At 55.9% G+C, this 11,199-nt stretch carries 9 protein-coding genes; 4 read left to right on the forward strand and 5 right to left on the reverse strand.

The window, feature by feature from the left end; translation table 11 throughout:
- Positions 1-23: 23 nt before the first annotated feature.
- Positions 24-1,700, reverse strand: coding sequence for a serine hydrolase domain-containing protein (locus AC0L8N_RS14650; protein WP_473668471.1), 1,677 nt, complete (start codon positions 1,698-1,700; stop codon positions 24-26).
- Between the two features lie 627 nt (positions 1,701-2,327).
- Between AC0L8N_RS14650 and AC0L8N_RS14655 the strand changes: the two genes are divergently transcribed.
- Positions 2,328-3,422 carry an outer membrane protein assembly factor BamB family protein gene (locus AC0L8N_RS14655; RefSeq protein ID WP_473668473.1) on the forward strand — a complete coding sequence of 365 codons (1,095 nt, stop codon included), beginning with the start codon at positions 2,328-2,330 and terminating at the stop codon, positions 3,420-3,422.
- A 158-nt stretch (positions 3,423-3,580) separates the two neighbouring features.
- Here the strand turns inward: AC0L8N_RS14655 and AC0L8N_RS14660 are convergent, their stop codons facing one another.
- The gene (locus tag AC0L8N_RS14660) at positions 3,581-4,774 is read right to left on the reverse strand and encodes a DUF1501 domain-containing protein (protein WP_473668475.1); all 1,194 of its coding nucleotides are present in this window, start codon (positions 4,772-4,774) and stop codon (positions 3,581-3,583) included.
- 148 nt (positions 4,775-4,922) lie between these two features.
- Positions 4,923-6,320, reverse strand: a complete 1,398-nt coding sequence (locus AC0L8N_RS14665; RefSeq protein ID WP_473668477.1) for a DUF1800 domain-containing protein — start codon at positions 6,318-6,320, stop codon at positions 4,923-4,925.
- A gap of 113 nt (positions 6,321-6,433) precedes the next feature.
- On the opposite strand from AC0L8N_RS14665, the gene AC0L8N_RS14670 reads away from it, so the two are divergent.
- Positions 6,434-7,321 (forward strand): RluA family pseudouridine synthase, encoded by an 888-nt coding sequence (locus AC0L8N_RS14670; RefSeq protein ID WP_473668479.1) that lies wholly within the window; start codon positions 6,434-6,436, stop codon positions 7,319-7,321.
- Positions 7,322-7,390: 69 nt separating this feature from the next.
- Here the strand turns inward: AC0L8N_RS14670 and AC0L8N_RS14675 are convergent, their stop codons facing one another.
- Both AC0L8N_RS14675 and AC0L8N_RS14680 read right to left on the reverse strand, forming a co-directional pair.
- Positions 7,391-8,440 (reverse strand): alkaline phosphatase D family protein, encoded by a 1,050-nt coding sequence (locus AC0L8N_RS14675; protein ID WP_473668481.1) that lies wholly within the window; start codon positions 8,438-8,440, stop codon positions 7,391-7,393.
- Between the two features lie 432 nt (positions 8,441-8,872).
- Entirely contained in the window at positions 8,873-9,196 is a 324-nt protein-coding gene (locus AC0L8N_RS14680; protein WP_473668483.1) for a hypothetical protein, read from the reverse strand.
- Positions 9,197-9,690: 494 nt separating this feature from the next.
- On the opposite strand from AC0L8N_RS14680, the gene AC0L8N_RS14685 reads away from it, so the two are divergent.
- The gene (locus AC0L8N_RS14685; RefSeq protein ID WP_473668485.1) at positions 9,691-10,314 is read left to right on the forward strand and encodes a hypothetical protein; all 624 of its coding nucleotides are present in this window, start codon (positions 9,691-9,693) and stop codon (positions 10,312-10,314) included.
- Between the two features lie 68 nt (positions 10,315-10,382).
- Positions 10,383-10,556: a restriction endonuclease gene (locus tag AC0L8N_RS14690; RefSeq protein WP_473670175.1), complete on the forward strand. Its 174-nt coding sequence runs from the start codon at positions 10,383-10,385 to the stop codon at positions 10,554-10,556.
- Positions 10,557-11,199: the final 643 nt, after the last annotated feature.

The following is an 11,199-nucleotide window of genomic DNA, read 5'->3' on the forward strand; positions in this document are numbered from 1 at the left end:
TGGCGGGCACTTTTGTGGCGAATCTAATCAACATCAGTACGCCGCTGAAAACGCATATCATAGACCCGCGAACCATAAACACTAAGTTCAACCGGGTTCGAATTGTCGTTTTTGTAGAATCGCACGAAGCCAAGGCCGTCAGCCTCGAAGCCGTCTTCGTATACAGCCTTCAGTATGAATTCGCTGTCCGGCCTGCGTCGTGCAAGCAATTGCCCGTTCTGCAACGCGATGGTCAACGTCGTTTCCGCGTCGGCGCTGTAGTACTCACCCTCGAGTGCCTGCAATGCGTTCGCGGTCGGCGTTGCGCTATCGACCGGTTCGTATTGTCGCAACGCGTAAGTGTCCAGGAACCTTGTGTACCGTGGTCGCTTGCCGCTACTCGTATCGAATACCAGGTGCTCGTCGCCATAAACAATCGCGAATTCTGTGCCGGAAATGGCCCGTAGTTTCGGACCCTTGTTTAGGCGCAGTTGTCCGTCCTCTACCGACAGTCGTACCGGCTCACCGGTAAACGTGTCGCGGTACAAACCGGACAAGGCGGCCAATTGCCGGCGGCTGACCGCGGCGCTTTTCTGCGCCGATTGCGAATCGTCGGAGTCAGCGACACCCAGGTACACCGAGGCGATTTTTCTACCGAGGTCGCCGGGGTTGGCATTACCAGCGTTGCACAACATGGCAATGGACAGTGCACCGTCCGCGTAGCTTCCCAGAAACGCGCGATAACCGGAGGTTGCGCCGGTGTGCGTCACCGACGGCACACCGTAAAACGGACTGATACTGACGCCGGACGCGTAATTGATTTGTCGGCCGTTCGCCAGCCGGCCTTGAGTGTACATGCGCTCGACAAACCCCGGTTCGCCCAGGCGCTCATTGGCCAACGCGCGATTCCAGATAAGCAGGTCGCCAATGGTAGTCAGAAGCCCGCCATTACCGTAAACGTGCTCGATCGGTCGATCGATAACAAAACTGCCGTCGTCCTTCGTGTCGTACGCGGCACTCCGCCCGGCAACAATGCGCCGGTAGTTGTCACGCCACTGGGTGTTATCCATGCCCAATGGTTCGAAGATGCGACGCTTGCTGAACTCGGCAAAAGACATGCCGCTGACGCGAGCAACGATAATCGCGAGCAGATTGTAGCCGGTGTTGCTGTACGAATACTCCGTACCGGGCATGAAATTGAGTTGGCTCTGACGGCTGACGATGTCGAGCACGTGCGCATGGGTGTGCGAGCGCTCGTAGCGCCCCCAGCCCGAGAGGTAGGCGACGCTGCCCCAGTCGCGCAGTCCGCTGGTGTGGTTCAGCATGTGCCGCAGCGTGATCGTCTCGGCGTAGACGGGAACTTCCGGCACGTACTCGCGTACATCGTCATCGAGCGACAGTTTGCCGTCCATTGCGAGCAACTGAATCGCGGCGGCGGTGAACTGTTTGGAGACTGAGCCAGCTTCGAAGATGGTATCTGGAGTTATCGGGATGTTGTGCTCAAGCTCCGACATCCCGTAGCTGCGACTCAGAACCCGTCGTTGGTCGACTTCGACGCCTATGGCACAACCGGGACTTTGCACGGAATTCCATTCGGCAAATATCTCGTCGATACGTTCTGCGGCATCGGGCGATGCGGGCGTCGCGAGCGTCAGAGGCGACAACAGGAAGAGCAAGGTAATTCTGTACAGATAGAGAAGCGTAACTCGAGACAATTGCATTGCGATTTCCTTGGCTGAAGTTGCGTTGTTCTATTTCTTCTTCGGCTATCGCAAATTCGGCATGAGGCAATGCTTCGGAGCGATCAAGGCCAGCAATCAGCCGTGATAATGCGGGTCTGTCACGAGCAAATCAACGGGCATTCATACAATTGCCCAACAACGAAAACGGACCGACTCAATGGCGCCACCACGTTCTCGGGATCATTCCGGGTCGCAGTCGGCATCGCTACGGCAGGGCTAGACCTTTCTGCAGATGACTACGAGCGGAGGTACGTGTCACTTGTCACGTAAGTAGTCCAGATATTCTTCCAGAGCACTCAAATCATTTTCCGCCTCAGTTCTCTTGCGAGTAACTCTGCGCCAAGGCGATAGCACTTTCCGTGATTGGCGATAATCATCGGTTGCTGGTGTAATTACGCGTGATCAGGTCATTGGACGCGATTTCATGGTGTCGCCGAAAGGCCGAGACTAACTGTGCGGTTCCTTTTCCGGATACGCGGGCATCGAGCAAATACAGACATCGGTCACTAGGGGGTTAGCATGTCGTATCGTTCTTCTACTCAATCAGTTTTTCGCGCTGTCTTGTTCGCCATGGCGCTGTTGTCTTGCATGGCCACAAACGCTCATATGTCAACGAAGACGATGGCCGAAACAAGCGCGCACGAGTTTCGCTTCGAAGACAGACCCGGTCAGATCGCGATAGCGGATGGCATCATGTACATGGGTACGTCCGGCGGAATTCTGCGCGCTGTAACCATGAGCAGTGGGCGTGAGCTTTGGCGCGCGACGGCGGGTGGACCCATATTCCATGCGCCCTACGTCGGTGACTCGCTGGTGTTGTACGGCAGCCAGGATGGGCGCTTGCGTGCGGTCGATAAAAAGAGTGGCGTGCAACGCTGGGTGTTTGCGGCGGGTGATGTTGACTGGGATGTGCGGGACATCTTCATCAACGGCACGCCCAACGTCGTCAATGGCATCGCGTATTTCAGCAGTGAAGATTTTCGTGTCTATGCCGTTGAGCTTGCAACCGGGCGTGCCGTCTGGCAACTCAAGCTAGGCGAAGAACCGCAGGCGTGGACTATCCCCATCATGGATGGAGTGGGTTACATCGGTACATGGGACGGCCATATGTACGCCTTCGATATCGACACGGGCCAACTGATGTGGCGTTCCAGCACCGATGACAAGAATCGTGCTGCGCTACCGAATCAGGTGCCTCACGTCACAGTTGTGCCTGTCCTGAGTGAAGACGCGGTGTATTTTTCGGACTGGGCGGGCAATCTGTTCGCGGTGCACCGCAAGACGGGCGAACAGCTGTGGCGTTTTGATCCGGATGCGGCGGATTCGCGGCACGTTGGGTCGCGAAATTTCATCGCACTGGTCGACGACGTTGTGTATTACTCAACTGCAGAGGATCAGCATCTCTACGGTGTTAATCGCCACACCGGCGAAGCCGTCTGGAGTACGGCGACCGACGGCATACTGTACGGGCCCATGCGGGCCAGCGAAGGTGTCGGGTTGTTGTTCGAGATCCTGAACGATGGCGCTTCGTTCCAGTTGCACGCGATTGATTTCCGCGCCAAAACCATTACCTGGAGCGCCGACGATGTTGCCGGCCCGCCGGCAACGGTGGATGGCACGGTTTATTACGGCACGACGGACAGCACGGTAGTGGGGCGGGATCTGCAGAGTGGCAAGCGCGTCTACCCGGCAACAAATTAGTCAGCCGCGTCAACCGAGCGGTTCTGGCCGAGCGTATGCATAGGCACTGCCGGGGAATCCGTTTGTTGCCATGCGATCAGCGGATACGTCGAGGCGCTCTGTTAGCACAGCCTTGAAGTGACCAGCGTTTCGATCCAGTGGCCAAGCGGACAGTTGCTTTAACTGAGCAGGTTCTCCAATGGCTTCGCACTGGCGCTGTTCGGGAACACGTCCGCTTCCACGCGCTCAGCGGGCACACCGAGGTGCTCAGTCAGCACCGCTTTGAACAGGCTGCGCAGGTCGGTGGTCGGGTAGAGATCGCGACCTTCATACAGCGCGCGTGAACTGAGGCCCGGCCAGTCCGCGATGACGCGACCACCACGGACCGAGCCGCCCGCAATCAAAGCTGCACTTGCGGTGCCATGATCCGTGCCGCGCGTTCCGTTAACCGCAACGGTGCGACCAAACTCGGTCGCCACTACGACCACGGTGTTCTTCCAGGTATCGCCGAGTTCGTTCTTCAAGGTTGCGAGGCCCGTGTCAAGGCCGCTGAAACGATTGGCCAGACTTCCTGCAACCGTTCCCTGATTCGCGTGCGTGTCCCAGCCGCCGGATTCCAGTACGGCAATTTGCGGTCCGTTCGCGGCGGACAGAAAGCGTGCCGCTTGCCGCATCGATGCATCAAATCGAACGGCATCGTTGCCGCGTTGCTGGCCCATGCTGTTGTCGTCGCCGGCGATCGCTTGCGCTTCGAGTGCCTGCTGCAAGCGCACGCTGAAAAACTCATCGTCGGCGTACAGGTCGGCGAGTCGTTGGAGGGTATCCTCATTGGCATCGGGCATAGCGGACGGCGCCCAGCTCGTGACGGATTGCGAGCCGCGCAAGACCAGCGGCGTGCTTTGTGACAAGGCGATTGCGCGTTCGTTGTCCAGCGACCCACCGAGCGATGCCAATGCGCGGTTCAGCCAGCCGTCGCGCAGATCGCCTGCCTTTAATGCGCCGTTTTCCAGCACGTCCTGGCCGTCGAAATGCGAGCGCTCGCGGTAGGGGCTGGCAACCGCGTGCAAGAGCGTTGCTTCGCCGTGGCGGTACATGTCGTGCACGGTTTTGAACGAGGGGTGCAGGCCGAACAGCTTGTCGAGTTTCAACACGCCGTCGTCCGTGCCGGGTGCCGCAAGCGCAAGCGCTCCGCGCGCGCGGGCATAGTCCTTGTCGCCGTAAGGTGGGACGAATGCGAGACCGTCCATCGCGCCACGCAGAATGACCAGCACAAAACGTGCGTCTGTTTCGGCGCGCCCGAAAATCAGTCCAGGGAGGCTGCAGGCCATAGTGGTTGCCGCCATACGCTTTAATAGTTCTCGTCGGTCCAGCATTTTCATCTCCGCTGAAAATCGGGCGATGCCAGTAACAGCGCCAGTCTTTGTGAGGCGCTTTCGGTACGCGCGAAGGTCAGGTCAGGGAGGCTGCAGACCATCTTGGTGGCGGCAACTCGTCTTGATAATTCTCGTCGGTCCGGCATTTTTATCTCCGCTGAAAATCGGGCGACGCGAGTAACAGCGCCAGTCCTTGTGAGGTGCTTTCGGCGCGGGCGACGGCGGTGCGCGTGTTGGCGCTCATGCCGACGCCCAGCGCGGCTTCTCCCAGCGCGACGGGCTGGACGCGGTCACCTGATAAAGCGGCTACGGCATTCGCCCACTCGATGCGTTTCAGCAAAGCATCGGCACCGCCCCATTCGTCGGCCGTGTCCGGCCAGCCGGCGGGTGAACCGGGTCGGTACGGCGTCTGGCCCATCAGATCGAGCGACCCGATGAGGCGGCGGCCGTCATCCGGTTCGTAGTCGAAGGCACGGTAGGCAGAGATGACGTAGTCATGCGGACTCTTGTACTTGGCGTGCACAGTCGCGTACGCCTCGGGTGCATCGACCAATGCGGCGTGCAAGGTTGGCAAGTCGCCGCCGGATTCAAGGTAAGTATCAGCCAGGCGCGTAACGAGCGCAGCCGGTGGGTCGTCGGCCACAAAGTGACGCGCAAGTTTGCCGGCGATGTGCCGGGCAGTGGATCGGTGCATTGCCAGGTCGTGCAAAACGGCAACGCCCTGCGCTTCATCCTTTTGTGCGTAGCGCTGACCGAGTACTGTTTGCGTGCCGGGTTCGTGAATGTTCTCGCGAAACTCGAACTCACCGGGACGTCCTTCGCGCAATGCGGGCCGGTCACCGCCGCCAATCGACCAGCCCGTGAGGACGCGAGCAAACGCGGTGACATCGCCCTGGGTGTAACCGCCGTCGACGCCGAGGGTGTGCAACTCGAGTATCTCGCGGGCCAGGTTTTCGTTGAGACCAAGCTCGCGGTTGTTGCGTCGGCTGTTGGCACGTTTTGCCAGGCTGGAGTTCGGCCCGATCGAGCGCTGGTTATCGAGGTTCATGATCATGGCCGGGTGGCGTTCCACGGCCAGCAGCAAATCGATAAAACGCCCACCGAGGTTCGGCCGGATAGCCTCGTTCTCGAACGCGCCAGCGAGTGCCGACAACGGCTGCTTGTTGGCCTGCACAGCGAAGTGATTGCCCCAAAAGTGCACCAGGCGTTCGTGGAAGGGCAGGTCTGTCACGGCGGCGTGGGCATAGCGGGCGGTGACCTGTGCGACGTAATGGGTGCGCACGATCCGCGTGTACTCGCGCACGATGTCAGGGGAGGGTGCATCGTCGTCTCTATCACGTATGGATTTGCGCACGTCACGCAGCTGATTGAAGTCGGCAAGAATTTTCGGCGTCGTTGGCAGGTCTGCAAGTACCGATGCCGGACGTGATGGTCCCGCGAGCTGGTCCTTGAGCCAGCGTTCGTGCTTCCCGTCGATGCGGGCGAGATCTCCGGGTCTCGCGCCGAGACCGAAGCGGTTTGCGGCTATGACGGTATCGGTATGCATAGGTACTCCGGACGTGGGGCAGTGCGACACTGCCGCGTCTGATGATAGTTGCAGTAGGAGTAACGCAGCTAATCAGGATCGGTTGACAGGCTGGCCATGTATGATCTTGCCGGATGAACAAGATTACTCAAGCTCTCGAAACTCACGTCGTCATCGATACGGCCGGGCAAACGGCCATCGACGTGCTCCAGAACGAGACTGGCTTATCCCGGCAGCGCATAAAATCGGCGATGACCAAGGGCGCGGTCTGGCTGACCCGCGGCAGCAACACCAGCCGGCTGCGAAGAGCGACGCGCAAGCTGCGTGTGGCCGACGAGGTACACCTGTACTACGACCCGCAAGTTCTGGACGAGCAACCGCCAGAACCAACACTGGTCGCGGACGTCGGCGCGTACTCCGTCTGGAACAAACCGTACGGGCTGCGCTCGCAAGGGTCAAAGTGGGGCGATCACTGCACGGTAACGCGCTGGGCCGAACGACACCTGCAACCCGAACGCCCGGCGTTCGTCGTGCATCGCCTGGACCGTGCGGCGAACGGCCTGATTCTGGTCGCGCACACGAAGACGATAGCCGCGGCGCTGTCGGCACTGTTTCGCCAACGTAAGATTGAGAAGCGCTATCGCGTGATTGTTGCGGGGGATTTTTCAGCGCAGCCGAAACCGTTACGGGTTGATTCGCCGATTGAGGAGAAGTCTGCTGTCAGCGAGTTTTCGTTGGTGAAAGTTGCCGAGGGCCAATCCGAGCTCGACGTGCGCATCGAGACTGGACGCAAACACCAGATTCGCCGCCATCTTGCTGAGGTTGGGTTTCCGGTCATCGGTGATCGGCTGTACGGCAGTGGCGAAAGCGATGGTGAAGACCTGCAACTTACCGCTTATCTGCTGGCGTTCAAGTGTCCGGTGGTGGGTGAGCGGGTGGAGTATCGGCTGGCTGACGCTGCCGCTATTTCCTCTAAGCTGGAAATATTCCGCCGTAGTGCTGTCTTTAAGCTAGACAATTGAACGCTTCTCCCTGCGGGTCAACACAGAGAGAAGAGTTCGTTTGCCGGAGTATCAACCCCGTATCGGTAGCTACATCATCCGCAAGGCTTGCAGTGCCTGCGATTTTTGCTCAATTGCGTCACCGATACTGACGGGTGATGCTGAGTCATCCAAAAACTCAGACATGGTTGTAGCATAGCTACCGGTCCCAAGACTAAGTTCACCGGTGTACTCAATTCTACCTCGTTTGTATAGGAAAACTGATCCAGCATCACCTTCAAGTTCGATCACCCCAAAGTCTCTCTTATTGATCGGAAAACTAAGTCCTGACGCGGACGAAACTATTTCGATCGGATCGCTACCTTTTCGTGGAGGTAACCGATTTTCATGGACGTCACCTGCTACAAAGAGGACCATTTTTCCTTGTACAGCTGGCAGGAAGCGATCTTTATAGAACTCAGAAAAATGGTCCCAAGCCTGGTCACTACTCGCTGTCATAGTCGATCCAGATATAAGCATGAAAGGTCCGGGATGACTTTTCAGCTCGTTGAAAAGCCAGGCTTCCTGAGTTGCTCCAAGTAGATCACTTTTGGCAGGGTTGTTCGGGTGTTTACTTCGCCAGCTGCGGCAATCACACAGTAGGATCCGAATCTCCGGCATATCGAGAGCACGATAGATTACTTTCGTACCATCAGGCGGGTTATCTATATCGGGTATAAGCAAAGGAGGTAGTTCGGGAGCCAAAGGCCGCTTGTTCAGTTCGCGAAAATAGTGATGAAAATAGGCGGTCGAGATCTTCTTTTTGGTTTCCATGTTGTGTGAGGGATCCGCTCCATAGCAATTATTCCATGCGAAATCGTGGTCGTCCCATACGCCAATTACCTGACCGGATGGAATGGACTCGACGATTCGACGAAATGAGGCCAGCGAAAATTGCTTCCGGTATCGTGTCTCCATCTCTTCCGCAAATTGTTGGGCGCCCCAGCCTTTGGATTGATCCCCATTGGGCCAGTAATCCATGTACATATTGTCGCCACTGAGAACTAGCCAATCCGGTTGATGAGCTCTTGCCTCATCCCAGACACTTTGGCTTCGATTGTTGAGCGCGCTCATGCATGACGCGATGACTATCTTGGTCATTTCGAGTCTCCTTAGAGCAATGTGTATCGGGGTTTGCCAATAGCGCAGAGTGCATTGTCAGTGAACTGTGGTGTCACAGGTTCAGTCGGCCGTCGCCTGTACGTTTTGGGCTTTACATTCAAGTAACTAATCGGCGTGTCCTTTATGTATAGGACATATTCGGCGAATTGCGATCTAAACGGCCCGACTGGTCTGATATTCCTTGTGCGAGGCAATATAATTCAAGCTCCTTCGGGGTATTAACCCCAAATCGGACGGACTATGAATAGCTACTGGCCGGAATCGCAATACAGGAACATGTGTGCCTAGGGCGACGGGGGTTGTTTCCTGGGCCGCCACGTTGATCAGAACAACCACAATTAGGTTCATCTTTTTCCGCACTTCATGCGGATGGGGTTCCGGCTACTGTGGGTGTCCTTATTGAGTTCCTTCTTAAGTTACACAGGGCAACGCATCCAGCTCTTCTCGCATCTCCTCCGCTGTTGGGCGTAGCTGCGCCAGTCCCTTGAGCTTCGTCGTTGGCCTAGGCAATAGAGCATCGACTAGGCAATGTGTACCGGTGAGTTCGCGGACATTGGCCTCCAGCAGGAGAAGAGAACCGCCCTGGAGATCACACCCCAGCGAGACGGTGGAGTTGCTGTACCAGGCAGGCAGTGTGTCCTGGAGTGAATCGGGTAAAACATTGGGTAACGCGCTCAGCAAGCCGAGCACGATGATGAGGCGGTAAACAATGGCCCGCGATCGCAGTGAGTACATTGCGAATCCTCGAAGTGACGATGTAACAAGGAGCGGCCGCGTGCAGTGACGCAGACCGAAAGTCAGGGTCGTGGATTACGAGAGGGGAGGTGGCCGTAAGCGGGCGAGTCGGAAATTAGGCGCAGCGGGTAGGCGCGCCCGGTTGATTTAGAGAACAACCGGTGCCCCATAAGAATGAACACCTCGTCAACGACATTCACGGCTAGAGCAAACTATTTCCAAGTTGTCGATTAAGCTCGATGTCCGCACGACCGATAGCTTGTACCGGGTCTTCAATCGACGTGGATCATCTGATAGCGTATTTGTCCGCCGAGCCGTTGGTTTTCATTGGACACTATTGGATAGATTCTGATTCAAAGCTGTTTTCACCAAAGGGCACGTGACTAATAGTGTTCCAGATCTAAGTGCCTCTGAAAACAAGGGGCATGAATGGAATTGCCGCACGTTTTATTCAGAAACGGCAGTGACAGTCCGTCCAAAGGAGTATCGACTAGATGAATATGTTTGTAGATCTTAAGTCTCTGATTGAAACCTATAAGGAAAGTCGGGAGCGAGTGATGAGTAGTGCAAGACTACCTGATGTTGACCGTGCCTCGAGCTGTGGTAGACCGCCCTTTGCACTTGATGACGGAATTAACTATTACGCAGTGATTGACGGTGAAGGTAAGGTATCCCCGTTGCCGTTCGGATATCAGATTGTTGATGACTACATCGACATGGATGATGTAGAACTTCTTTTCAGTACTCCATTGTTAAGTGATGCCAGCGACAATATTCAAGTGATTAGATATGTTCCCTTAATCACGGATTTTGAAATGCCGGGAGAGAGGGCGTTTTGCCTGGAATCAATTGAAGATTCCGAAGCTTGGAATACAGTGGAGAAATCTGCTATCAAATTTCAGCGTATGATGAACGACAAGGCGGCGGAATTTTTCAAACAGAGTTTGTCAAATGTGCTCGTGACACTTTACGATCGCCACGATGAACTTGAGTCGGTAGATCATGCGATTGAAGAGCTCTTTGCGGATCCATCGGTGCCAAACGCGTTTTTTATTCATGGTTATCAGCGTGTGCTCGATCAACTCCGAGAAGATACGAACACTAATGAGAACGAGTAAGAAATGAATCTTCGCGACGCCACGATATTGTCGCGGCATTCTGCCTTGGGAAGAATCCTTACTACGCGATAAATCCAGGGCCTGTCGGTGGCATTGATTTAGAGCTCAGCAAAAGCGGCGAAACAGCAACCGTCCAATGCAAGCACTGGCGCAACAAAAAAGTAGGTGTGAATACTGTTCGCGAGCATTTGGGGGTGCTTATTGCGAACAAAGCGAACCGCGGGTATGTGGTGACAACCTAAGAGTTTACGAGCGAGGCGGACAAGGTTGCACGTCAGAGCGGCGTTTTTCTGGCCGATGGAAAAACGCTCAGAAAACCTATTCGAAAAGGTGAGCCAAAACCAACAATAGGGCAGGTAATCTCGTCCAATACCAATGTGAGCTGCCATCGATGCTCGTCGCACATGGGTCGGCGACACGCTAGACGTTGCGCGCATGCAGGAACAACGTCTTGGGGGTGTAGTCGGTTTCCTCGATGTCGTGGAACGCGGAATGGGGCATGACTCGTATCCACTAAACTGATGTGACTACCAAGTCTTCACCTGTTCATGAGATTCTGATACGCACCCTGAGACATCCCGTACTCGAACAATTGGAAGCAGCAGCGCGACTACTCGCATGCAGGCTAGGTGAGTGAACTCAAGCGAATCGTGTTGATAGTCCCATAGGGATTTGTCATAAGCAGGTGAGCTGACGTGCAAATCACTACGTAGCCGCGGAATATGAGTATTTACAGTACGATACGTCGCAATTGGTAAAACAGTCCTATTGAAGTATGCTGGAGCTCGTTAGAACCCTAGAATAAGAACAAGAATCGGTACCTAGCCTCCATGACTTTAGAGCAGCATGTACGCGGGAAATAGGCAGCTTGCATATCCGAGCATT

The organism is Woeseia sp. D3-10, assembly GCF_055809415.1.

What these genes read in the sequence shown, in the direction of transcription:
- AC0L8N_RS14665 (WP_473668477.1), bottom strand. Translation starts at nt 6,320, where the DNA reads ATGCATACCGATACCGTCATAGCCGCAAACCGCTTCGGTCTCGGCGCG.
- AC0L8N_RS14675 (WP_473668481.1), bottom strand. Translation starts at nt 8,440, where the DNA reads ATGACCAAGATAGTCATCGCGTCATGCATGAGCGCGCTCAACAATCGA.
- AC0L8N_RS14655 (WP_473668473.1), top strand. Translation starts at nt 2,328, where the DNA reads ATGTCAACGAAGACGATGGCCGAAACAAGCGCGCACGAGTTTCGCTTC.
- AC0L8N_RS14680 (WP_473668483.1), bottom strand. Translation starts at nt 9,196, where the DNA reads ATGTACTCACTGCGATCGCGGGCCATTGTTTACCGCCTCATCATCGTG.
- AC0L8N_RS14660 (WP_473668475.1), bottom strand. Translation starts at nt 4,774, where the DNA reads ATGCTGGACCGACGAGAACTATTAAAGCGTATGGCGGCAACCACTATG.
- AC0L8N_RS14685 (WP_473668485.1), top strand. Translation starts at nt 9,691, where the DNA reads ATGAATATGTTTGTAGATCTTAAGTCTCTGATTGAAACCTATAAGGAA.
- AC0L8N_RS14650 (WP_473668471.1), bottom strand. Translation starts at nt 1,700, where the DNA reads ATGCAATTGTCTCGAGTTACGCTTCTCTATCTGTACAGAATTACCTTG.
- AC0L8N_RS14670 (WP_473668479.1), top strand. Translation starts at nt 6,434, where the DNA reads ATGAACAAGATTACTCAAGCTCTCGAAACTCACGTCGTCATCGATACG.